Source organism: Streptomyces sp. NPDC001450, assembly GCF_053597295.1.
In genome coordinates this window covers 1-22,618 of sequence record NZ_JBSFHY010000070.1, presented here as the reverse complement: position 1 = coordinate 22,618, position 22,618 = coordinate 1, and the positions used below count along the sequence as shown (strand labels likewise).

Annotated in this window: 23 protein-coding genes, 1 tRNA gene and 2 pseudogenes; 18 read left to right on the top strand and 8 right to left on the bottom strand. The window is 70.3% G+C overall.

Annotated features, from left to right (window positions below; genetic code table 11):
* A pseudogene (locus tag ACWC5O_RS42840) lies at nucleotides 1-336 on the bottom strand (hypothetical protein); the annotation flags it as partial.
* A gap of 575 nt (nucleotides 337-911) precedes the next feature.
* On the opposite strand from ACWC5O_RS42840, the gene ACWC5O_RS42835 reads away from it, so the two are divergent.
* From ACWC5O_RS42835 to ACWC5O_RS42815, 5 genes are all read left to right on the top strand, one after another.
* A complete protein-coding gene (locus ACWC5O_RS42835; protein ID WP_450592015.1) occupies nucleotides 912-1,058 on the top strand; it encodes a hypothetical protein in 147 nt (48 codons plus the stop codon).
* Between the two features lie 388 nt (nucleotides 1,059-1,446).
* Nucleotides 1,447-1,674: a hypothetical protein gene (locus tag ACWC5O_RS42830; RefSeq protein ID WP_450592017.1), complete on the top strand. Its 228-nt coding sequence runs from the start codon at nucleotides 1,447-1,449 to the stop codon at nucleotides 1,672-1,674.
* 426 nt (nucleotides 1,675-2,100) lie between these two features.
* Nucleotides 2,101-2,613 (top strand): hypothetical protein, encoded by a 513-nt coding sequence (locus ACWC5O_RS42825; protein WP_450592018.1) that lies wholly within the window; start codon nucleotides 2,101-2,103, stop codon nucleotides 2,611-2,613.
* A 315-nt stretch (nucleotides 2,614-2,928) separates the two neighbouring features.
* Nucleotides 2,929-3,306: a hypothetical protein gene (locus ACWC5O_RS42820; RefSeq protein WP_450592019.1), complete on the top strand. Its 378-nt coding sequence runs from the start codon at nucleotides 2,929-2,931 to the stop codon at nucleotides 3,304-3,306.
* Nucleotides 3,288-3,851, top strand: coding sequence for a hypothetical protein (locus ACWC5O_RS42815; RefSeq protein ID WP_450592021.1), 564 nt, complete (start codon nucleotides 3,288-3,290; stop codon nucleotides 3,849-3,851). Before ACWC5O_RS42820 ends, ACWC5O_RS42815 begins: the two co-directional genes overlap by 19 nt.
* A gap of 20 nt (nucleotides 3,852-3,871) precedes the next feature.
* Here the strand turns inward: ACWC5O_RS42815 and ACWC5O_RS42810 are convergent, their stop codons facing one another.
* Complete coding sequence (locus ACWC5O_RS42810; protein ID WP_450592022.1) at nucleotides 3,872-4,129, bottom strand: hypothetical protein; 258 nt, start codon at nucleotides 4,127-4,129, stop codon at nucleotides 3,872-3,874.
* A gap of 292 nt (nucleotides 4,130-4,421) precedes the next feature.
* Between ACWC5O_RS42810 and ACWC5O_RS42805 the strand changes: the two genes are divergently transcribed.
* Nucleotides 4,422-5,159 carry an FG-GAP repeat protein gene (locus ACWC5O_RS42805; RefSeq protein WP_450592023.1) on the top strand — a complete coding sequence of 246 codons (738 nt, stop codon included), beginning with the start codon at nucleotides 4,422-4,424 and terminating at the stop codon, nucleotides 5,157-5,159.
* 30 nt (nucleotides 5,160-5,189) lie between these two features.
* Nucleotides 5,190-5,849, top strand: a complete 660-nt coding sequence (locus ACWC5O_RS42800) for an FG-GAP repeat protein (RefSeq protein WP_450592025.1) — start codon at nucleotides 5,190-5,192, stop codon at nucleotides 5,847-5,849.
* 364 nt (nucleotides 5,850-6,213) lie between these two features.
* Here ACWC5O_RS42800 and ACWC5O_RS42795 read toward each other — a convergent pair whose 3' ends face one another.
* The 3 genes from ACWC5O_RS42795 to ACWC5O_RS42785 all read right to left on the bottom strand — a co-directional run bounded on the left by ACWC5O_RS42795 (nucleotide 6,214) and on the right by ACWC5O_RS42785 (nucleotide 8,574).
* Nucleotides 6,214-6,720: a hypothetical protein gene (locus ACWC5O_RS42795; RefSeq protein ID WP_450592026.1), complete on the bottom strand. Its 507-nt coding sequence runs from the start codon at nucleotides 6,718-6,720 to the stop codon at nucleotides 6,214-6,216.
* A gap of 694 nt (nucleotides 6,721-7,414) precedes the next feature.
* Nucleotides 7,415-7,555: a hypothetical protein gene (locus ACWC5O_RS42790; protein WP_450592027.1), complete on the bottom strand. Its 141-nt coding sequence runs from the start codon at nucleotides 7,553-7,555 to the stop codon at nucleotides 7,415-7,417.
* A 434-nt stretch (nucleotides 7,556-7,989) separates the two neighbouring features.
* A complete protein-coding gene (locus ACWC5O_RS42785) occupies nucleotides 7,990-8,574 on the bottom strand; it encodes an exonuclease domain-containing protein (protein ID WP_450592028.1) in 585 nt (194 codons plus the stop codon).
* 258 nt (nucleotides 8,575-8,832) lie between these two features.
* Here ACWC5O_RS42785 and ACWC5O_RS42780 point away from each other — a divergent pair, with 258 nt between their 5' ends.
* From ACWC5O_RS42780 to ACWC5O_RS42760, 5 genes are all read left to right on the top strand, one after another.
* A complete protein-coding gene (locus ACWC5O_RS42780) occupies nucleotides 8,833-9,120 on the top strand; it encodes a helix-turn-helix domain-containing protein (protein WP_450592029.1) in 288 nt (95 codons plus the stop codon).
* A complete protein-coding gene (locus ACWC5O_RS42775) occupies nucleotides 9,117-10,688 on the top strand; it encodes a helix-turn-helix domain-containing protein (protein WP_450592030.1) in 1,572 nt (523 codons plus the stop codon). The genes ACWC5O_RS42780 and ACWC5O_RS42775 overlap by 4 nt, the downstream gene beginning before the upstream one ends.
* Nucleotides 10,688-11,260 (top strand): transcriptional regulator, encoded by a 573-nt coding sequence (locus tag ACWC5O_RS42770; protein ID WP_450592031.1) that lies wholly within the window; start codon nucleotides 10,688-10,690, stop codon nucleotides 11,258-11,260. The genes ACWC5O_RS42775 and ACWC5O_RS42770 overlap by 1 nt, the downstream gene beginning before the upstream one ends.
* A 62-nt stretch (nucleotides 11,261-11,322) precedes the next feature.
* A tRNA-Met gene (locus ACWC5O_RS42765) sits at nucleotides 11,323-11,396 on the top strand.
* Nucleotides 11,397-12,556: 1,160 nt separating this feature from the next.
* Nucleotides 12,557-14,971: a Helicase associated domain protein gene (locus ACWC5O_RS42760; protein ID WP_450592032.1), complete on the top strand. Its 2,415-nt coding sequence runs from the start codon at nucleotides 12,557-12,559 to the stop codon at nucleotides 14,969-14,971.
* Between the two features lie 854 nt (nucleotides 14,972-15,825).
* On the opposite strand, the gene ACWC5O_RS42755 is transcribed toward ACWC5O_RS42760, so the two are convergent.
* Nucleotides 15,826-16,263, bottom strand: coding sequence for a hypothetical protein (locus tag ACWC5O_RS42755; protein WP_450592033.1), 438 nt, complete (start codon nucleotides 16,261-16,263; stop codon nucleotides 15,826-15,828).
* A gap of 26 nt (nucleotides 16,264-16,289) precedes the next feature.
* Nucleotides 16,290-16,469 (bottom strand): annotated as a pseudogene (locus tag ACWC5O_RS42750) (ATP/GTP-binding protein); the annotation flags it as partial.
* Between the two features lie 302 nt (nucleotides 16,470-16,771).
* Here ACWC5O_RS42750 and ACWC5O_RS42745 point away from each other — a divergent pair.
* The 5 genes from ACWC5O_RS42745 (at nucleotide 16,772) to ACWC5O_RS42725 (ending at nucleotide 20,878) form a co-directional block, all read left to right on the top strand.
* Nucleotides 16,772-17,290: a hypothetical protein gene (locus ACWC5O_RS42745; protein WP_450592034.1), complete on the top strand. Its 519-nt coding sequence runs from the start codon at nucleotides 16,772-16,774 to the stop codon at nucleotides 17,288-17,290.
* A 95-nt stretch (nucleotides 17,291-17,385) separates the two neighbouring features.
* Nucleotides 17,386-17,970: a helicase associated domain-containing protein gene (locus ACWC5O_RS42740; RefSeq protein ID WP_450592035.1), complete on the top strand. Its 585-nt coding sequence runs from the start codon at nucleotides 17,386-17,388 to the stop codon at nucleotides 17,968-17,970.
* 724 nt (nucleotides 17,971-18,694) lie between these two features.
* Complete coding sequence (locus ACWC5O_RS42735; RefSeq protein ID WP_450592036.1) at nucleotides 18,695-19,183, top strand: carboxymuconolactone decarboxylase family protein; 489 nt, start codon at nucleotides 18,695-18,697, stop codon at nucleotides 19,181-19,183.
* 287 nt (nucleotides 19,184-19,470) lie between these two features.
* On the top strand, nucleotides 19,471-20,358 hold the full coding sequence (gene argB, locus ACWC5O_RS42730) for an acetylglutamate kinase (protein ID WP_450781243.1): 888 nt from the start codon (nucleotides 19,471-19,473) through the stop codon (nucleotides 20,356-20,358).
* A 121-nt stretch (nucleotides 20,359-20,479) separates the two neighbouring features.
* On the top strand, nucleotides 20,480-20,878 hold the full coding sequence (locus ACWC5O_RS42725) for a GerW family sporulation protein (protein ID WP_450591745.1): 399 nt from the start codon (nucleotides 20,480-20,482) through the stop codon (nucleotides 20,876-20,878).
* 48 nt (nucleotides 20,879-20,926) lie between these two features.
* Here the strand turns inward: ACWC5O_RS42725 and ACWC5O_RS42720 are convergent, their stop codons facing one another.
* A complete protein-coding gene (locus ACWC5O_RS42720) occupies nucleotides 20,927-21,565 on the bottom strand; it encodes a 4'-phosphopantetheinyl transferase family protein (RefSeq protein ID WP_450591746.1) in 639 nt (212 codons plus the stop codon).
* A 184-nt stretch (nucleotides 21,566-21,749) separates the two neighbouring features.
* On the opposite strand from ACWC5O_RS42720, the gene fabG reads away from it, so the two are divergent.
* On the top strand, nucleotides 21,750-22,514 hold the full coding sequence (fabG, locus tag ACWC5O_RS42715; protein ID WP_450591747.1) for a 3-oxoacyl-ACP reductase FabG: 765 nt from the start codon (nucleotides 21,750-21,752) through the stop codon (nucleotides 22,512-22,514).
* Nucleotides 22,515-22,618 lie beyond the last annotated feature (104 nt).

Below are 22,618 nucleotides of genomic sequence, written 5' to 3'. Positions count from 1 at the left end.
CTCGCCGGACTCGCCGGACTCGCCGGACTCGCCGGACTCGCCGGACTCGCCGGACTCGCCGGACTCGCCGGACTCGCCGGACTCGCCGGACTCGCCGGACTCGCCGCCGACCCGGCCCAGGACCCGGCGACCCGGCTCGCGGCCCTGGTCCAGCGGGCCCGCTGCGCCCCGGACGAGATTGGCGAGGACGTCGTACCAGCCGCCGTCGGCCTGCTGCGCGAGACCGCCCGCACCATACCCGTGCGGCGGATCGCACCGGCCCCCGTCCGCCCGGCGGCACCCACGGACAAAGCTGCGCCCCAGATCCTCGCCGCCTCCGAGGATCTCGACCGGCACACGCGCACACGGCGCAGCAGGCGGGGGACGCCGGCTGGCAGCGGGCGGGCTCCTCCGCGTTGTGCGCACCGACCACGGCCCTGCTGCGTACATTCCACGACCTGGGAGCCCGGGTGCCTGAATGCACCGCGGTGCTGACCGAACAGCTGAACAGCCCCGACCCCGGCTCGCGCCTGGACGCGGTCCGTATGAGCGGGGAGCTGATGCGGACCTGGCGCGGGGACCACACCCGGCTCCTCCTGCTGGTCACCGACCAATCACCACGGCCGACCAGGAGGTCGCCACAGAGGCCGCGGCCGTCCTGGAATCCTGCCACCCGATCGCCGCCCCGGCCCGGGAGGCACTCGCCGCGCACACCAACGCCCAACGCGCGGCACACGGCCCTCACGTATGGGCCGCACCAAATGCGCGCCTACGCAAAAGCCACCAGGAGGCCGTCCGGGCCTTGGCACGCCTCGGCGACGCACGCGCCCTGCCGAGTCTGCTGGCCGCGCCGGACAGCGACGTCGATGCCTGGCGCGCGATCCAGGTCGCAGGACATCTGCCGCAGGCGGCCGACCAGTTGGTGCCCCGGCTTGGTCGACCACCTGCGCCGGATCGACCTCTCCCAGCAGTGGACCGAGATGAGCGCCAACGCGATCCTCTCCGCCCTGGCCGCGCTGGGCGACCCGGCCGCGGTTTCCAGCGGTTGTGGACACCCTCGGCGCCGCCGTGCGCCATGAGCAGCACGGCGTCACGCGATCAGCCCTGAAGGCACTAGGGGCGTTCGGCCCGGCGGCAGCTGGCGCACGGGACACGATCCGGTCGCTGACCACCGCCACCGACGCGCAATACGGCCTGCCGCCGTCGCCGCGCTGTGGGCCGCCGGCGGTGACCTGGCCGAGGTCATGCCGCTTCTGCTCGGCCTCCTCGACGACCGCATCACCTTCCGGATCGGTGACGCGGCTGATCTGCTCGGCGAGATAGGCCCGCCCGCCTCCGTCGCACTGCCGCGCCTGCGAGACCTTCTGACGCATGACTACGAATGGGTTCGGGTGCATTGCGCGGCCGCGCTCTGGGAGCTCGGCGGCGAGGCAGGCACCAGCCGCCCTGGACGCCCTGCTGCAGGCCATGGCCCAGAACTCCGCGACGGCCAACCACGTCGTGGCCTGCCTGGACCGCATGGGCCCCCTCGCGGCACCGGCCCTGCCCCTGCTCCGCGAGCAACTGGCCCTGCCCCGCTGCGGCGGCAGGTTCCAGAGCGTCGACCACGACGAGGAACTCCAGCGGGTCGGCCGTACCCTCATCGCCCTGCTCGATCCTCAGGTGCCGGCAGCACCCGCTCCGCGAACAGCCTGAGCTGCGCGCCACCCCTCCGCCACCGGCTCGTCGGACTCGGGGGATCGACGGCCCTGCGACACGGCCGGAGGCCGAACACCGCGCGGCCACGGTTGATCCCGAGGATTGCATGGAACACCATGTGCAGGGCGCTGGCCTGGCCAGTCAAAGGCATCGTGTTCGGGATATGAAAGACCTTCGAACCGACGTTGGTGGACCACCATGACGACTTTGTAGAGAGACCGGACTGATATGGCTGGCAAGAAGATGGTCTTGGGAGTTGTGATTGCGCTGGGGACGGTCGGCGCCTGCACGGCTCACGGGTCCGTCCCCGCTAGCAGTAAGCACCCTGTCAGCAGCAAGCGCCCGGCCGCGAGTAAGCACGCGGCTGTACAGGCGAGACCGAAGGCGAGTAAGTCGCCGAGCGCACCGCCGGTCAGAACCGACTTGCGCTTCAGCGGAGACATCAAGGGAACCGCTCGCGGGGCGCTGAAGGTACTTCACGGCAAGAGCGGGGCCCACTACGACTACACCGTGCCCGATGGCGCCACGCAGTGCGTGATGCCCGCTGATGACGGCGCCTGGGAGGCGCAGTTCACGGTGCGCATGAACGGCATCGACTGGGAGATCTCCATCGGAAACGGTGCCTCCTTCGGGTCTCCGAAGCCGGGCAAGCACTTTGCGGTGTACGACGCCGATACGAATGGCGCGTCGAACGTGCTGACGTTCGACGTTGCCTCGGACAAGGCTCCGAGCAGCGTCGTGCTCGGTAACGGGCTCGGGAAGTTCCAGTACGTCTACCACCTCCCTGACGACCACAACAAGGGCAGAGCGTTGGTCACGATCGACCACGGACTGACCTCCGGCACCCTGGATGCCCGGCTTGCACCTTGGGAGCAGGAGAACGACCAGGAGAAGCCGCTGTTCCACATCACCGGCCGCTGGGCCTGCAACCGTTAGGGGCTATTGCGAAAGTGCTGGTCACAGCCACTCGTCGAGGACTGCGACCGGCACTTTCGCCTCGTAGCGGACGGCAAACCTGTCGTACCTCGTGGCCACGGCCCGGTGCCGCTTGAGACGATCGAGCCCGCACTCGACGGCATGACGCTCGCGGTAATCGGTCTTGTCGAACCTCGGCGCGGCCGACCGTCCCGAGAGTCCAGCTTCTGACGGTTTCGGACGCGGTCCGCCGGGACCGGGACGGTCGTCCTGATCCCACCGGCGTCTTTGCCCATCTCCGGCCATCGGCTGGGCGAGATCGAGGAGATCGGCACGATGACCAGCGGCACCTCCCAGCCCTCCGCCGCCCGCACGGTGCTCCAGCGGTGGCTCACCGACGCTTCCCACACCCACCCCGTGCGGGTCATGGAAGCCGCCGCAGGGACGAACCCGGCTGTCCTCGTCGGGCTGGACGCCCTGGAGACGATGGCGGCACTCGACGCCACGGCCGCCGGCGACCCTCGCTGGCGCAGGAAGATCGCGGAATTCGTGCAGCTGACCTCGATGGGGCAACTCCTGGAGATGCGGACCGAGTTCGCCCTCGCCCTCGCCCTGGCCGATGCTGGGATCGGCTACGGACTCGGGGACACCAAGGTTGCGAACCCCGACTTCCTGCTCACCAGGTCCGGCGCCGTGTGCGCCGGGTCGAGGTGACCGCCCGGGCGCCGCAGAGCATCTACGAACTCGTCGAGCGCGTGGAAGCGGCCAGCGGCGGCCGGTTCGACGTGGACCTGGCCTTCGACCGCTATCCCAGCTGTCTGCAGCGGGAGGCCGCCGACAAGGCCGCGGCGGCCGTGCGCACCCAGGCCGATGCGCTCGGCGTGGGCAGTCCGGCCGTGGCCGAGGTCATCCGGGTCCAGGACCCGAAGAACGCGGGAGGCGTGGAGATAACCGTCCAGGTCTGTCCGGGAAACGGCGCGGTGCGCTGGGAAGTCACCGCCGGGATACTCGACGGCCCACTGGGCGCGGCCGAGTACGCCGCGTTCGAAGCCGGCCGCGGCGCGCAGAAGGCGGCTCAGGGCCGCTCCCTGGACGGCGCACCGGTGCTCCTCGCCGTCGACGTTTCCCGCTACGGAGCCGCCTGGATGCGCCCCGGCACCGTGTGGGCCGCGCGACTCGCCGCCCGTGAGTACTTCACGCCCGACTACCCCTTCGCTGGGCTGGCCGTCATGCGCCAGAGCCTGGAGCAGCGGGCCTGATCGACATCGGCGTCGGTCTCTCACCCCATCTGACGGCAGCTGACCGGCAGGTCCTTGAGGACCTGTGCACCACTCTCGGCTGGCCCTGCGAATAGCGGCCGGCCGAACGCACCCGCCAAGCGGATGCCTGACGGTGCGTCCGGCGGGCCTGCCCCGCGCGCGGGCACGATCGCGCCCGCGACTCCCAGAGCGGCGATGAGCCGGGCGACGGCCTCCGGCGGCCCGCTCAGCTGGACCTTGGTGTAGGAGGGGTCCGGGGTCTGCGACGGCTCGCTCATGACTGCTCCCATGGGTGCGGATCACTACGAGGAGACAAATCCCAAGCAAGCGGGGCAAGTTCGCGCTGCCCTGTTCAGCAGCACCCAGATGGGCCTGCGGCGTCGCTCGCGGCCCGCGCCTGGTCGTCAAGCTTGCCGTCGGGGTGTCACTGTTCGCCGAGGCCGGGTCGGCGTCCCGGTAGGGGACGACGGCGGCCTGCTGAGGGGGCGCCCCGGGCCCTTCGGGGGCGCCCCTTACGATGCCCTGACTGCGGCGCACGCCAGGTGCGTCGAGGGGGAGGGGATCCAGCTCATGATGAACAGACGTGGTCTGCACGGGGGTTGGCGAACGGGGGCGCTCCTGATCGCCGCCGTCATGGGCGCTCCGCTGCTGTCGGCCGCGCCCGCGGCGGCCGTGCACGGTGCGGTGCCCGGTGACTTCAACGGTGACGGTTACCGCGACGCCGTGCTGCCCGCGCCCGGGGCGAACATCGCCGGTAAGGCGGGAGCCGGTGCCGTGGTCGTTCTCTACGGAGGGAAGGCGGGACTGTCGACGTCCCGGCGGGCGACCATCACGCAGAACACCGCGGGTGTGCCGGGCACGGTCGAGTCGAACGACGGGTTCGGTGCCGCCACCGCGACGGCCGACCTGAACCGGGACGGTTACGCGGACTTGGTGGTCTCCGCGCCGTACGAGGACACCACGCGGGGCGAGGACGCCGGCACGGTGACGGTCCTGTGGGGCAGCAAGTCCGGGCTGACGTCCGGCACCGACTTGCCGGCGACCACTGCCGGCAAGTACTACGGCCTCGACGTGGCAGCGGCCAGCACGGGCCCCGGTGCGAAGACCGAGGTGTTCGTCGCAGGGTATGAGGGGGCGATGCGCTTCCTGGGGCCGTTCAGCCGCAGCGGCACATACGGCCCGGCCGATGAATACCAGCACACCGCTTCCGTCGGAAGCGTCACGCTGGGCGACTTCTCCCGCAGCGGCTTCCTGGACGAGGTGGTCGTCACCGTCCGGCTGAGCGACATCAGCGGGGGCGCGGTGTAGATCGACCCCGCGGTGGGGGGTGAGCAGCAGATGGGCAACGGGCTGATCGCGGCCACCGGGGACCTCAACGGCGACGGCTACGCCGATCTCGTGGTGGGGGATCCGGACGAGCCGGACCACGCCGGAGCCGACGGCGCGCTCGGCGGCCGGGTACTCCTCTGGTACGGCTCGGCCCACGGCATCGCGCGAGACGCGAAACCGGCCCAGCTCACCCAGGACACCCCCGGTGTCCCTGGCGCGAGCGAGAAGGAGGACAACTTCGGCGGCGCTCTCGCGGTGGCCGACCTGAACCGTGACGGGCTGGCGGACATCGTGGTCGGCTCGCCGCTGGAGGACACGGGCAAGAGAAACGCCGGGCAGGTGACGGTCATCCCCGGCCGCCGCACTGGGGCCCTGGGCAGCGGCGCCTACGCCTTCACCCAGAACACCGCCGGGATCCCAGGGGCTGACGAGGCCGAGGACTCCTTCGGCACCACCGTGGCCGTCGGCGACATCAACAAGGACGGCAAACCGGAACTCTTCATCAGCGCCGCGGAGGAGAACGACGCCACCGGCGCCGTCTGGGTGCTCCCGGGCGGCACCGACGGCCCCACCGCCAAGGGCAGCAGCATGATCACCGCCCCGTCCGTCGGCTTCCCGCAGAAGGACAGCACCCTCCTCGGCGGCAACGGACTCCTCGGAGTCATCTGAACGAGAGGCGACCGTCCCCGTCGAGCTCTCCCCCGTGGCGGCAGGCTGCCGCCACGGGGGCGGGGTGGTGCCTCCCGTTCTCGGGTACACCGAGTTATCGCGCGAGCATGCGACTCCCGCCCTCGCGTTGAACACCCTGCGGGATGATCAGCAACTGCCGCCCCGCCGAGCGCGGTTGGAACTCGCCGCCGAGGACGGACAGCTGGCCCGTCTCGACGATCAGGACTGACGGTTCCCAGGTGGCTGCCGCGCCCGACGAGCGGGCGAACGGACGGCAGCACCAGCCCGGTCCCAGGGGGCGCCAACCTCGCCATCAAAGCAGTGACCGAAGGTAGGTGCCGGTCATCGACGAGTATGTTGGGGCTCAGCCTGTTCGGATGGAGGCTCCGTAGCTGTCCTGCTGGCGCAGCACTCTCGCGTCCCGCGGGGGTGCTGGCCATGCCTGGATGAGGTAGTACTCGGTGACTTCCTCGGGGGCGAGGTCGCTGGCGGTGTCGCGGCCGCGGGCATGGATGCGGAGCCGGTAGTCGCCGGGTCCGGCGCAGGACAGGACCGGCAGTTCCTCGTCCAGGTCGTCCATCAGGCCGCGCACCATCAGCTCTCCGGACGCCGAGTGCAGGGACACTTCGACGATCTCTTCCCACACGGCCTCCCCGGGCTCGGGAGTGTCGGTGTGCAGGGTGATGGTGACGTCGACGTCCCCGGTGTGGATGCCGGTGTGGACGGTGGCGATGCCGTCCTGCACCTCGACCAGTCCGTTGTGGGTGCGGGGCAGATCGGGGCCGGCGGGACCGTCCACGTCGTTGATCTGGAACTGGTGGTACTGCACGGGCACGAGCCCGCGCCCGTGCTGAAAGGATCGGCTGGCCATGCGCGGAAGCCTATGCAGCGTGGCCCCTGCCCGCCTTCGGATGCTTGCGTGAACGCTGCCTGGCCGCCCCGTCGGGCGTCCCGCGCGCATGCAGTCCACCGGACCGTGACGCTGCGCCGGCGTAGCGGCCAGCGCGGGCGTCCCGACGCGACACCGTGCCGGGCCGTCAGGTGGGCGCCTCGTCGTGTGACTGAGCAGTTTCGGTGGCGAGCTGAGCAGCGCCAGGACAGGCGCTCACCCGCACGAGGGAGGACAGCGTTCATGGGGCGAAGACGGCAGGCTCTACAGGAGGCGGGGGAACAAGCGGCCGCCGAGAGATTGGGCAGACGAGACATGGACGACGAGCGCGGGCCCGTGGTCGCTTCCTGCACGCAGGCGGAGGCCTTCGAGGACGGCACGTTGACCGAGATCCCGCCTGTGGCGGTGTCGGCTGCTGGCATCGAGATGCCGCTGGAATCAGGATGCCGTCGGTGTCGGGGGCGTCGACTCCTTCGCTCAGCACGCGGACGCTGGCGAGCACGGCGCAGTCGTGGCTGGCGGCGGTGCTGCCCGGGGTGTGGGCGGAGAAGTGCTCGAACTCGCGGAAGATCTGCTGGCGTCGCCAGGGCGCCTGGTGGCAGTGCAGGGCCTCCTACGGCCCCGTCGTCTACAACCTGGACCTGGCCCAGGCAATCGAACGCGGCATCCTCGCCGACTACCAGCTCATCGTGCCGGAAGTCCACGACAGCATGCGGCCCGCCGGATCGACGACCAGGAGGCCTGCCTGGCCTATGTGGCCGTCACCCGCACCCGGCGCCGCCTCGACATCGGCGGCCTGTCCTGGATCAACGAGCATCCGGAAGGAGCGTCGGCCAGTCCCCAGCCACCGCAGTGATACACACGGCTTGGCCGGGTCCAGGACCGTGGCCCGCGGTGCTGGCTTCTTCCGAGGCGGCGGAACAGCAGACAAAGGGCCTGCCGCACCGTCCGCCGGTGCACCCCGTACTTCTCCGCCAAAGACCCTGCCGTCGCCGGGCGGACGGAGCAGCGCATTCACTCCAAAGAGGGCACGTCGCGGGAGCGTCAGCGGACCGTGCGGAACTCACGACGCCGGCCAGATACGACGTCACGATTTGTCGACTTCCAGGACCGACAGTGAACGCAGAACGACAGACTTATCGGCTCCTCGCCTGCATGCGGGACGACGTTACAAACCTGACGAAGGAAGGAGCGCCGCTGACCTGGGGTGATAGGACCTTTGCAGGACGTCCTTCAAGCCGGGCGGGTGCGTCAGGCGGGGTGTTCTACCGCAGTCGGCCAAACGCCTCGCGCAGAGAGGTGAAGCACGAGGGCCGCGATGTTCCAGGCATCGTCCTCGCCCCGGTGGTGACGGCCTTCGAGCCGCCGCCCGGCGATCTCCAGGGCCTGTGCCATACCAGGGCGCTTGCGCAGACCGTATGCCTCGGTGAAGACAGCCTTGGCGTTGGTGTGACGGCGTCCGAAGGGGTAGGGCGTCCGTGTGACCTGACACTGCCGCGTGAACTGGTGGCGGTCGTAGTCGCCCCAACTGACCCACGGCCGGGCGCCTGCGCGGTGCTCGGCCGCCAGTAGCCGGCACGCCTCGGCGAAGGTGACCCCTTGGTCGACCTCGTGTTGAGTGAGGCCGGTCAGCTCCGTGCAGAACCCGCTGACCGTGGACCGGGCGGGCCTCACCAGGATCCGGTGCCGGGCGAGGCGCTCGCCGGCGTCCAGGTCGATGACAGTCAGCCCGATCTCGATGATCTCGCTGACCTCGCCAGGCGGCTGGGAACCAGCCCAGCAGGTCGCTTCGACGTCCACGACGTTGACGAGGCCCTCGGCCCAGGAGCTGTCCATGGTGGGAAGCGTAGGCAGGCGCAGCGGCTGGGACACCTGGTTTTCGCGGCTGCAGAACGACCCAAGAACTCGCAGAGCATCTGGCATGGCCTCGCCAGGTGGAGCCAGATCAACTTCTTACGCCGTGGGGCCACTTCTGAGCCGTGCGATGGAGCTCAAAGAAGTGCTTACAAATAACCGTGAAAGCCTTTCTGCATTATAGATAGCGAAAAGCTGATATAGATGCGAGAGTTGCATTGATGCAGGTAAGATGGCGGCATGGGATTGAGCTTGGAGGAGTCGCTGCGGCTGACAGTGGCCGCGTTGATGCAGGTGACGGGTGACTCGCAGCGGTCGGTTGCGGGGGTGCTGGGACTGACGCAGACACAGGTGTCGCGCCGGCAGTCGGGCGCCATCTCCTGGAGCCTGCGCGACGTCGACGTCCTGGCCGAGCACTACGGCATCAGCGCGCTGGACCTGCTGGCGGGTCCGACCAGAGCGTGCGAGGCGCTGCCCACCGACAGGCGCCGTTCCGTCCGGACCGAAGCGAAGGGGACGAGCCGGTGAGCGACTTCGACGCGATCGACTCGCTGCTCGACGCCGTCGGCCCGGAGGCCGAACTCCCGCCCTGTCAGGTGCGCCGCGAGCTGCGGGAGCGGGCCCGGCTGTCCAAGGCGCAGGTGGCACGCGCGCTCGGCGTGAGCCCGTCAACCCTCAGCGGATGGGAAAGCGGCCGGGACCCGGCCGGCGAGATCCGCACCAAATACGCGTACCTGCTGGACGGGCTGAACACCAAGCTCGCCACCGAGACCGAGACCACGGCGGCGCCGGCTGCGGAGCAGCCCCTCACGTCACACACGGCCGCGACCGTCACTCCCTCGTCTTCGCCGGATCCCGGGCAGGACGAGGACGGGGATGACGTGGAGCTGCTCGTCGTACCCGAGCCGTGTGTGCTGTGCGGCCGTCCGGCCGGACAACGCGTGGCGGGGTTCGCTCAGCACCTGGCCCCGGCCGACTGCCAGCCCACCGCCACCAAAGTCCCCGCTGCCGCGCCTGCCCCGCCAGCCGAACAGCCCACTGCGCAAACCCCGAAAGCGCCGCTGCGCACGACACGTCCGGCGCGTGCGACGGAGCGTTCCAAGGGCCCGGCCCGCCACGCGTTCCAGGAGCCGTCCGGCCCGGTCGACCTGATCCGCGAGGCCGTGCAGGGCGCGCTTGCCGAGCACGGGGGCGACGTCGACGCAGCCACGGCGGCGCTGTTGAAGCGGGCGATCCCGGACGCGATGCGACTGCTGGACGAGACCCGCAAGGGCGCCCGCTACGACGTGATCGCGCACCCCTGGATCCCCGACATCCTCAAGAAGCAGACCGCGCGCGGCGCCGACCAGATCTGGGAAGCCCGCCCCAAGTGGACCCGTCACGAACTCCCGCCCGGCCGGCATGAGGTGACCGCGCTCGACATCAACGGCGCCTATCTCTCCGCCCTCAAGACGCACCTCCCACTGGGTCAGCTCGAGCACTCCACCGGCCTGGCCCACGACCGCCGCCGCTCCGGAGTCCACCTGATCACCCCGCCTGAGTGGGAGCACGCGGCGGTGCTGCCCAACCCGATCGGCCAGAGGGACGAGCCCGGCCCGCTGTGGGTCACCGAGCCGACGCTGCGCCTCCTGCTGCGCCTGTCCGGCCCGAAGCACCAGCTGTGCGCGCCTCCTCAGATCCACGAGTCGTACACCTCCGGGGCCACGGAGAACCTGCTGGAGAAGTTCCGCATCGCGTTGAAGGACGCCCGCGACACGGCGATCGAGCAGGGCGATACGGTGACGCTGGAGTATGTGAAGGCGATGTACTCGAAGTTCGTCTCCACGATGGGGGAGTCGAACTACAACCGGGAGCTCTACCGTCCGGACTGGATGCACCTCATCCGCAGCCAGGCCTTCGCCAATCTGTGGCTCAAGGCGCTCAAGGCCCATGACGAAGGCCTGGCCGTCGTCCGGGCGATGGGCACCGACGAACTCCACGTCATCGGTGACTGGCGCCGTGTCTTCGCCGAAGGCCGAGGTGTTACCGAGGTCAAGGTCAAGGACACGTACACCGCCGGAACCGACGCCGGTGAGCACGCAGGCGAGGGGGAGTAGTGCCGGAGAAGAACATCGACTTCGGGAGGTTCGGCGCCCGGGGCATCAAGGGCAGCGACGCCGTCGCTCGCAAGCTCGACGAACTCGCGGGCGGCATCGCCACTCCCGTGACCGCCAAGCGCGGCTGGATGGCGCGCCTGCACTACCTGACGAAGTCGACCCAGGCCCTGAAAGCCGCGCAGGACGCCGGACTCACAGTGACCCACCGGACGCTGAAGGCCTGGCTGGAGGGCAAACGCCGCCCCTCCAAGGCCAACCTGGAACGCATCGACCAGGTGTACCGGGCGGTGCGCCGCCACAATGTCGCCCGTCATCTCCTCAGGCGCCTCAACCGCGACGGACGCGGTACTCGAGTGGAGATCCACCCGCTCAACCAGTCCCAGGTGCCGCAGCCGCTGCAGCGGGTGGTGGAGTACCGGACGATGAACGTGCGCCGCTGGGACCGCATCGTCGGCTCCTGGGCAGCCGGGGACCGTCGTGGCCTGGACGACGCGTGGCAGGACACGATCGTCGACCTCGGCTCGCAGTGGGGCCAGTACGAGTACGTCACCAACGTCGGCTTCGCCGCGTAGAGCCCTGGCCCGGAAGGTGGTCTTCGGCGCCTGCTGTGATGGCGTACGGTGGAGGACACCGACGCGGGGTGGAGCAGCTCGGTAGCTCGCTGGGCTCATAACCCAGAGGTCGCAGGTTCAAATCCTGTCCCCGCTACTGCCGAAGAGACCCGGATCTACACGATCCGGGCTCTTTCGCGTTCCCGGCGCGAGCCCACGTCTGCCTCCTGCCCGGCAGGAGGCCCGGCCGTCCTTGCTGCCTGCTCGAGGTGATCGATCTCAGGCCGTTCTCGCTGGACTCTCTGTGGCGAACAGAGGAGTCGTCGGTGACGGTGCGCGGACCGCAGTGGCTGGCGTCTGCGCTCAGTGCAGGGTTGCCATGTGCGCGGTCCGCGCTGGGATCTCGCAGCGGGTACTGGTCTGTAAGCCGGTCTGCGCATACCTGTCACCGAGCCGCCGTGCTGTGCGGGACCTGCGCCGTGGTCCACCTGGCCACACGGCATGCCGCCCGCAGGCTTGGTTTCCGGATAACAGTGGTAGTTCTACCGTCCGGTCGGCGACATAGCACTGTGGCAGGGATTGGGCGCGTTTTTGGAATGTTTGGACGAGGCGGCCGTGCCCCATCGGGTGGGATAGTCGGGGCCGCCGGGTGCGGCTGAAGTCGGATGAGGCAGGGTGAACGGCATGGTGACCTTGGCCAGCCCGTCGGTGGGCACATCGGTACGCGCAGCCTCCGCGGCCCTGCTGGATCCGGCCGCGCTGTCTGTCTCGCTCCAGCTGATGGGCAGCCAGGCCCTGCTGTTCTACCGGCTTGACGAGGAAGAATGCGCACGCCGCGCCCGCGTCTCAGCGGCCCGCCTGGACAGTCTTCATGCGCTGCAGACTCTTCTGGAGCTGCCCGTCGATGAGCCCGTCGCGCTGGCGTCGCTGCCCGCACGGCTGCGTTCGGCGGTACGCCGCGGCTTCCGGCCGGTGCCGCCGAGCTCGACCGCCGTGAGGTCACCCGTCGCGCGGTGCGGCCGCACTGGGTCGACCGGGACCGGCTGCGCCGGTGGGCCGAACACGGCACGCCCCTGCAAGACCTTCTGCGGCTGCCCACGGCTCGCAAGACAGCCCTCCGCCGGGCCGCATGAAATCAAGGGGTCCCAGCGCAACGTAGCCGCCACCATCGCCCATGATCCACAACCAACGACGCAGATCACGGGGCGCGCGTGGCCCGCAGCGCGCCCCCGCCAACCAAGAGACACTGCGCCACGCCCCCTCCGTACGCGAGAATGAACGCGAGTCAGCCCCTCACGTATGCCGAGGAACCGCGCGATGACCGCCAGTCCCACCGCAACAGAACACACCGGGCGTCTGGTCCTGCGCACCGACCAACAGGAGGGCCTCGCCAACGCAATCCGCCACCTGCGCCGCCCGCGCACCCGCGGACACGCTGTCTCGGCCTGCGGCACCGGCAAGACCCTCTTCGCACTGCGCGTCGCCGAAGAACTTGGCGTGCGACACCTGGCGGTGGCAGTGCCCAGCCTGGACCTGGTCGCGCAGTGGGCGGCAGCGGCTCGCGCGGACGGCCGCCAGGAGCCGATGATCACGGTCTCCTCGCTGCGCGCCGAATCACACCCGCTCCTCGCCGAGGCCAAGGTCGACTCGGCCAACGCGGGGGAGTACCTGGCCTACTGGCTCGCCCGCCACCCCAAAGCAACGGTTTTCTTCACCTACGACTCGCTGTCCAAGATCGAAGAAGCCCAACACTCCGCGATCTTCCCCGCCCCCGTCTTCGGCCTGCTGATCGTGGACGAAGCGCACGCCACGGCTGGCACCTGGGAGAAGAACTGGACCGCGCTGCACGACAACGAACGCATCCCAGCCGAGCGCCGCCTCTACCTCACCGCCACCCCGTATGTGTGGGAAGCCCCACGCCTGACCGAGCCGCCCACCACCAGGGCGCAGCCCAAGCGCACCGCCGCCACAGCACCTGCCTGGGACGACCCGGCCCTGCTGGCCACCATGGAACAGCCGCAGATCTTCGGCCCCCGCCTGCACACCTACACCCACGCCGACGCCATCGATGACGGCGTCCTGGCCGACTACCAGCTCGTCGTCCCCACCGTCACCGACACTGAACTGCACACCGCGCTCACCGATCCGGATGCCGGGCCCACCGCGCGCCGCACCACCGCCCTGCACGTGGCCATCCTCAAAGCCATGCGCGAGCAGGACCTGCGGCACGTGTTCGTCTACTTCCAGCAGATCGCCGACGCCGCCGACTTTGCTCGCCAGTTCGCCCACACCCTGCGTACCCTCCCCGACGAACTGCGCCCCGACTGGGTGGACGACGTCGTCGTGCAGTCCATCGACGGCACCCACAGTCCCCGCCGGCGCGCCGACATCATTGCCCGCTTCACCGACGCCGACCGGGCCGTGCTGGCCAACGCCAAGGTCCTTGGCGAAGGGGTCGACCTGCCGGCCGTCGACGCCGTCGTCTTCGCCGACCGCACCGCCAGCGTCCGCCGCATCGTCCAGGCCCTGGGCCGCGCCCTGCGCAAACCACCCACCGTCACGACGAAGACGGCCAGCCTCGTTGTCCCCGCCTACATCCCGCCCGGTGCCGACCCCACCGACCTCCTCGGCACCCCCTACGAAGCCCTCTGGCTTGTCACCTCTGCCATGCGCCACCACGACCAGACCATCGCCGCCCGCGCCCCCCGGGCCAAGAACCAGCATCCCGCCCGCGACTCCCACACCTACATCACCCGCCGCTTCCGCTTCGACCACACCCTCGACCCCACCGCGATCGCCCGCGCCCTGGACCTGCTCGTCTGGCCCTCCCACGGCGCCGTCCTGTCCGCCCCCCGCCGCGCCGGCCTAGCCGCCGCCATCCGATACCAAAGCGAACACAGCCACCTGCGAGTGAGCGCCGACTACGAGGACGCTTACGGCTACCGGCTGGGGCAATTCATCACCGGCCAGCGCACCGCCTACCAGGCAGGCGCCCTCGATCCGGCATGGATCGCCGAGCTCGAGGATCTCGGCATGATCTGGGACGACCACGAGGCCACCTGGCAGGGCCACCTGGCCACCGTCGAGGCCTTCCACGCCGAACACGGCCACCTTGCCATCCCCACCCAACTACCCGGCGGCCAGTTCCTTGCCGACCAGCGCGCCCTGGCCCGAAAGGACCGCCTCACCCCCGACCGCGACAACCAGCTCACAGCCCTCGACCCAGACTGGAAACTCCCCTACGGCCCCGACTGGCATCGCAAGTACCATCTGCTGCGCCGCCACCTCGAAGCCGGCAACCACCCCAGCACGCTGCGCCGCGACACGGTCATCCATGGAGTGAAGGCGGGCGGCTGGCTGCACCGCCAGTTCACCAGCTGGCCCGACCTCGACCTCGGCCAGCGCGATCTGCTCGCCCGGCTCGCCCTCACCCCCGACCAGGGCCTGCCCACGGCGGCTGGGAAACCCGCCCCGCGACGGCGCACCTTCGCCCAGAGCCTACAGATCCTCGGCCTGTTCCTCGGGCGGTGGCAGCGCACCCCCGCCGCCCGCGAGTGGATCGAGGTCGACGGCGAACGCGTCATGATCGGCTCCTGGCTCGCCAAGACCCGCACCAAAGTCCAGGCTGGGCAACTCCCGCCTTGCCAGGCTCAGATGCTTGGTCAGCTGTTCGTCGAGCACGGCATCGAGACCGCCCTTCCCACGCCTGCCACCGGACCTGAGGACGGCTGAGGCCGGGCCGCCGAACCGAGTCCGACGGTCAGGTCCGATCCCTCATCTGCCACTGTCCTTGCGCAGGGGCCGGCGCGGGGAGGGCGGTGACGCAGAGCCGTACGCGCCACGTCACGAACAGCCAAGCACGAGAACCTGCTGATGAAGCCGGCATGCCAGTTTGTTGGACCCGCTCCTGGCGCTGGTCTGCGGGCCGTGGTCGGGGTGAAGGTGCGGGTCTTCCGCTGCGACTGGCAAGGCTGTGCCGTCAGCCTGCCGACGCCGTTCGCCGATGGCACCGCGGCCGAGCGGTTCGCCTGGGAGCAGGGGTGGCTGTGGACGTCCGGCGGCGCTGAGCAGCAGTTCTGCGGAGCGCGGGAGAGCGGTCAACGCGTCGGGTATTCGCAACAGATGACCGAGGAGCATGTTCCGGCGCTGCACCGTCTCACCCATTGCCGGCGCGGGTGCTTCGTGGGCTGCGTGTGCGGCTGGGCCGCGACCGGGTACCTGGAGCTGTCGGTGAGGACGGCGGCCGAGGTCCGAGCCGGATGGTCTCAACACGCCGCCATGGTCACGCCGCCCGGAGAGCTGGTTCTGTCCGCAGGGCCGCCGCGTCAGGGCGGGCGGGGAGGCCGGGCCGGGGGTGGGGTGGGGGTTGGCGGTGGTGAGTTGGTGGAGGCGGGTGTGCCAGCGGATGTGGAGGTGTTGGTGGTGGTCGTACCGGCGCGTGGTGATCGTTGTTGGCCAGCTCAGGGAGGCCGCTGTTGGTGGGCGGCGGGCGGTGCGGCGGGTCTGGGTGAGATCAGGGAGGGAGCGGATGTCGAGGGGCGGGTGGTGCCTGGGGTCGCGGGCGGCCTGCTGGTGGTGGGTGCAGGTCATGGCCCGGGGCGGGTCGGGTGCGGGGTGGACCCATGGGGGGCGGCTTTGTGCGGGCTGTGGTGAGTGGTGCAGGCCGTGCACGCCGGCAGCGGCTGTACCGCGGGCGGGACAGGCTGCCGGCGGGCGCAGGCGGTGCCCGCCGTGCCGATGGCGGCGGGCGGGGGCTGGTGGGGCAGGGCGCGGGCGGGGTGCGCGGGCGGGATGCGGGTGAAGTCGGGCAGGCGGCGGGCGGTTTGGGTGCTGGGGTGGATTTCGGTGGCGGGCGGGGCCGCAACGGTGCCGGTGGCGGTGATGTGCAGGCCGTCGAGGAGTTGGGCGGGGGAGGGGTGGTGGGCGGCGGCGGGGCGGGTGGGGTAAGAGGCTGCTGTCTTGCGGGGCAGCGGCCGTATGCGCAGTGTGCCGGGCGGGGTGGGCCACATGGTGCTGGCCGGCACCGCAGGGCGGCTTGCGGTGTGGGAGGTCACCGGCTGCCGGGCCGGGTGCGGCGGGTGGGGGTGCGGGGCCGGTAGTGCTCCTCGGCGAGGTGGTCCAGTGTGATGGAGTCCAGCAGGGCTTTGGTGATGCGTTCTTGGCCGTCGAGGATGGCTTCGATGGCGGCCTGGCGGATCAGGCGGGCCAGGCTGCCGATCCTGCCTGCGGTGTCCTGATCGACCCTGATGGCGCGCACACCGGTTTCGCCCCGACCGCCCGCCGGACGACGGCCCTGCACCTGGCGGTCCTCAAAGCGATGACCGAGCACGACCTCAAGCATGTGATCGTCTGCTTCCAGCAGGTCGCCGGCGCAGAGGGCTTCGCCCGCCAATTCGGTCACACCCTGCGCGCCCCCCACCGAACAGCGCCCCTCCTGGGGGAGCAGCCTGTCCGTCTCCTCGATCAACGGCAACCACACCCCCGACCAACGCGCGCGAACTCCTCGGCCACTTCGCGAACGCCAACCGCGCCGTGATCACCGACGCCCACGTCCTGGGCGAGGGCATCGACCTGCCGGCCGTCGGCGCCATCGTGTTCGCCTCCCGCGCCGAGAGCGTGCGACGGATCGTCCAGGCCCTGGGCCGCGCCCTGCGCAAACCCGCCACCGCCGACGTGAAAACCGCGAGCCTGATAATCCCCGCCTACGTCCCGCCCGGTGCCGACCACACCGGCCTCCTCGACACCCCCTGCGAAGCCCTCTGGCTGATCACCGCAGCACTGCGCCACCACGACCAGACCATCGCCGCCCGCGCCCCACGCAAGACCACCGCGCACCGTGTGGACGACACCATCCACTGCCTCCTCACCCACCGGTTCCGCTTCGACTTCACCCTCGACCCGGGCACGATTGCCCGCGCCATGGACCTGCTGGCCTGGCCCTCGGCTGGCGCGGTCCTGTCCGCACCCCGCCGCGCGGGCCTAGCCGCCGCCCTCCGCTGCCACACAGAACACGGCCGCCTGAAGGTCCCGGTCGACCACACCGACGCCTAGGGCTACGGCCTGGGAGCTTCATCGCCGGCCAGCGCACCGCCCACCGCCGAGGCACCCTTAACCCCGACTGGATCGCCGAACTCGACGAGCCCGGCATGATCTGGGACGAGCACGAAGCCGCCTTCGAAGGCAACATGACCCTCATCGAGACCTTCCACACCGAACACGGCCACCTCGCCATCCCCGCCCGACATCCCGGCGGCCAGTTCCTCGTCGACCAACGCGGCCTCGCACGCAAAGGCCAACTCCCAAAAGCCCGCCACGCACGCCTGACCGCCCTCGATCCCGACTGGCTTCTTCCGTACGGATCCGACTGGCACCGCAAGTACCACCTCCTGGCCCGCCACCTCCAGGACGGACACGATCCCGCAACCCTGCGCCGCGACACGGTGATCGACGGCGTGAGAGCCGGCACCTGGCTGCACCGCCAGCTCACCACCTGGAACACCCTCGCAGGCGGCCAACGCCACCTCCTGGCCCACCTCGGCCTCACCCCCACCACCCTGACCACGAAGAAAACCACCGCCCCCGCCACACCCAGCACTCCCCAGACCAGAAAACGCCGCTCCTTCGAACAGACAGCCACCCTGCTGCGCGCCTTCATCGAGCGGCACGCCTCACCGCCCTCGACCCCGACTGGCTTCGGGAGGGGATCGAGGTCGACGGGGAACGCGTCGTGATCGGCCCCTGGCTCTGCAAGATCCGCACCAGCCAGAAGAACGGCCAACTCTCCGACAGTGGAAGCCAGTTGATCCGGAGCATCCTCCGTTGCGAATCTGAGTGTGTTTGTCCTGGGTCTGTATGGGGTGTCCTCGGGCGGGGTGTGGGTGTTTGGGCTGGGGTGTTGTGCGTGCCGGGGGCGTCGGCGTGACGCGTTGCCTGGGTGGTGGGGTGCAGGGGTGCTGGACAGGTTGGTGCAGATTCCTGAACGGCGGGGCATTTTAGTGGCCTTGCTGTAAACGGGCTGGTATGTCTCTGAATTCTCGTGCATGCCCTGGTGGTTGGCGGATCGTGCCTGGTGGGGGAGGGGTTTTCGGGATGTCGATGCCGGGGGCCCGCACCTCGCCGCTCCAGCCCGCGCACCGAACCCCAGCCGCCCGGGCCCTGGACGCCCACCCGGCTCCGGGAACGGCCACTTCGCGACCCGCTACGGCGTCGGCGAGACCGTCAAACGCCCCGCGACCATCACCGAACGTGACCAGAGAGGTTGGGGAACAAGCTCACGAGGGCGCTGCGGCCCGGCCTCATCGTCCTCGGTGTGGTGTGGCTCAAGCTGGCCGGAAACAAGAGCTGACGGGTCGTCAAATACAAAATCTGGTCCCCGCCGTCACATTCCCGGGCGTCGCTCCGTCGTGGTGGTGAAGTCGCCGAGAGGGCGGTGAGACCACTGCGAAGGAGCCCGCCATGACGACCACCCGCATCTCCCGGATGCCCGACCCGAACGAGCTCGTGCCGGAGCTGGACGATGACAGCGCCGCCCTCTTCCGCGCCACCGGCAACCAATCGGTGCCGCGCACCACCATGAGCCTGGTGCATCTGCGTGCCGGGCAGATCGTGAACAACACCTATCTGACGATCCTGAACACCAATTTCCTGCGCAAGGCGGGCGTCTCGGAAGAACGCATTACGGCCGTCTCCTCCTGGCAGGACGCCCCGTACTTCACCGACGCCGAGCGTGCCGCCCTGGCCCTGGTGGAGGCGACGCTCCAGCCCGCCCCGGTCGGCAAGGAGCGGGTCAGCGACGAGCTGTACGCCGAGGTGGCCAGGCACTACGACGACAAGGCCCTGGCCACCCTGGCCATCGCGATCGGCCGGATCGGCTTCTTCATCGCCCTCGCCGTCATCGGCAAGCCCCAGCCCGTCGCCTCCCTCGCGCAGGAGCAGTGGGGCTGAGACCCGCCGCTACGCTGCGCGGTAAAGCCTCGGGATAAACGATGCCCGTGATGACCTGGAAACCGATCACGCGCATCGATGAAGAATTCGCGCACCGCGCTTTGTCGGAACCCGATACCGTAGTCGTGTGTCCTGTGGACAGGACATCGTGCCGGCACCGGGCGAAGGCTTTCAAAAATGCCTCGTGCCGTATGGCCGCTTTGGATTTCACGGTAGTGTGCCCGGCGCCTGCCGGAGAATTCCCCGATTTCCTGAGGGCATCGGACCCACCATCACAGGAGTCGCCCATGAGCATCACGGAAGTGGCCGCCGATGAGGCCGGCGGACTGCCCGGTATCCACGCCGGCCTCGGCGAGATCGCCGTGATCAAGCTCGGTGGCAGCACCATGGTCGACGACGAACTGCGCCGCCGCTTCGCCCGCGACGTGGTGTGCCTGCACGGAGCCGGGCTGCGCCCCGTCGTCGTCCATGGCGGCGGGCCGCAGATCAGCACCGAGCTCGAACGCCGGGACATCGCCTCCGAGTTCAGGAACGGCCTGCGGGTCACCTCCGAGGCCGCCATGCACGTCGTACGCATGGTGCTCACCGGCGTCGTCCAGCGCGAGCTCGTCGGCCTGATCAACGAGCACGAGCCGCTCGCCGTGGGCATATCCGGCGAGGACGCCGACATGCTCACCGCCGCGCGGCACAGGCCCGAGATCGACGGGCGACTCGTCGACATCGGCCGGGTGGGAGCGGTCGCCCACGTGGCCCCGCGTCTCATCGAGAGTCTGCTTGCCGAAGGCCTCATCCCGATCGTGTCCTCCATCGCCCGCAGCGCGGAGGACGCCCACGTCTACAACGTCAACGCCGACACCGTGGCGGCTGCCCTCGCCGCCGCGTTGCGGGCGTCGAAGCTTCTCCTGGTCAGCGATGTCGCGGGTCTGCACGCCAACTGGCCGCACACCGAGGAGATCTATGAGCGGCTCACGGCGAAGGAGGTGGAGGACCTGCTTCCTGACCTGTCCTCCGGGATGCTCCCCAAGATGCGCGGTTGCCTGGACGCCGTACGCAACGGAGTGCGCAGCGCCCACGTCGTCGACGGACGCGACCGCGGCGCCGTCCTCAAGGCCGTCCTCACCGACCGGCCCGTCGGCACGACCGTCCTGCCGGACATCCCGGCAGCGATGAGCTGACCGCGGCCGCGTGTATCGTCACCGTGGTGGACTGCTTCGCCATCGCCGTGAACCTGAACTCCGCCCCGGCCGCCGTCGGTCGTGCGGGCTGCGCCGACCGCCAGGCCGAGGATGGTATTTGATGACCGCTCCTGAGAACGCGCCGCTGGACTCCATGACGGCCGAACACGCCACTGTGCTGGACCAGTTGGCCCGCAAGCTCGGTGTCCGGGCCCCCGGCGCCATCGTGTTCGGCGAAGCCGTCGTGCGAGAGGGCGTCACCGTGATCCCCGTGGCGCGCGTCGGGTTCGGCTACGGCTTCAGCGGCAAGGCCCCCAAGGAGTCCGGTGCGGACGTCCCGGCCGGCGGCGGGGGAGAGGCGAGGCCGCTCGGTTTCCTCGAGATCAAAGAGGGCAGGGCCGTGTACAAGCCGATCCGCGATCCCTGGGTGCACGTCCTCGCCCCCCTGGCGGGCGGACTCCTGGCCGGGGCGGCCGGAGCGTTGGTCCTGCGCCACCTGGCGCGAGGCAGGCGACGCTGAGGTAATCGGCGATCGCCCGGCCGGTTCGACGACGGCGCAGGTTCCTCGTCAGCCCGCCTCCACCACGACCGCCGTGACCACGTGATCGCCCTCGGCGGCCCAACGCCCGTGCAGGCAGGCGAGTTCGGGCGGCGCCGGTACGAGGAGGCGGGCGGTGGAGGTGCCGTCCGGGGCGAGGCCGAGGGAGGCCTCCTGGAAGTTCAGCCAGCGGCGGGTGACGGGGTACCAGGCCTTGTGGAACGGACTCCTTGGCACTGCACAGGAGGTGGTCCCAGCAGGGCCCGGCCGCAGGCAGCCCGGCGAGGGCGGTGCGCTCCTCGGGGCGGGCGATGATGCCCGGAGTTCCGTCAGGGAGCGGGGCGTTGGGCTCGGCGTCGATGCCGAGGGCGGTGATGTGGCGGGCGTGGGCCACGGCCGCGGCGCGGTACCCGTGCAGTGGGTCATGCTGCCGACGACGCCGGACGGCCAGTTCGGGGCGCCCCGCTCGTCGGGCAGCAGCGGCGCGGGCGGCACGCCGAGCGCGGTGAGCGCGTCGTGGGCGCAGGCCCGCACACTGGTGAACTCGGCGCGGCGCTTGGGGCCGGCCCCGGCGATGACCGCCTCTTCCTGCGGGGACAGGGGGATGTCGAGCCGGTGGGTGAAGGTCTGGACGGCCCGCACGTCGGCGGGCAGGATCGATTCGATCACGAAGGGGTGCTCTCGCGTCGGGGCAGGACCTGCCGGGCCGTGCCGGCGCGCAGCCCGCTTGCGACCCCCGTCGTTCGATCAGCGTAGGCGGCACCGCGGACCCAACGTCTTCTTAAGCCCTCCGCTAGGCGCCGTATAGAAGGGCGGACGACGCTCGTTCCTTCTCCCTAGGAGAGGAGCAGGGATGTCCGACGACGCGAGCGAGGCCGGCGTGGCCGCGAAAGCGGGCCCGGTGGCCCTGGTGACCGGCGGGTCACGGGGGATAGGGCGGGCCATCGCGATACGGCTGGCGCGCGACGGGTTCGATGTGGCGTTGTGCTATCACTCCGATGAGGCCGCGGCCGACGTGACCGCCAAAGAGGTCCGCGATGCCGGGCGGCGGGTGCTGGTCCGGCGCGTCGACGTCGCCGACCGCGCCGGGGTGCGCGGCTTCGTCGCCGAGGTCGAGGCCGACTTCGGTCCCGTCGCGGCGGCCGTGGCATCCGCGGGCATCACTCGGGACCGGCCGCTCATGCTGATGTCCGACGACGAGTGGGACACGGTGCTGCGGACCAACCTCGACGGCACCGCCAATCTGCTGCGCGCCGTGGCCCGTCCGATGGCCCGGCGCGGAGCCGGGGCGATCGTCACCCTGTCGTCGGCCGCGGGCGTGGTCGGCGGCGCCGGGCAGGCCAACTATTCCGCGTCCAAGGCCGGGATCATCGCGCTCACCCAGGCGATGGCGAAGGAGTTCGCGCGGCTCGGCGTGCGCGCCAACGCCGTGGCCCCCGGCTTCATCGACACCGACATGGTCGCCTCGGTGTCCAAGAGCGCCGTCCTCGACCGCATACCGCTGCGCCGCTTCGGCACGCCCGAGGAGGTGGCGGGGATGGTCTCCTACCTGCTCTCGCCCGAGGCCGGATACGTCACGGGCCAGGTGTTCCGCGTCGACGGCGGAGTGGCCCTGTGAGCGGCGGCCTCCACCCGCGCGGCGGGTGGACCTGCAGTTCCGCAACTGGCAGTGGCTGTGCTTCGTGCTGGCCGCCCCGGTGGCCGTGTGGGGGGCCTGGCCCT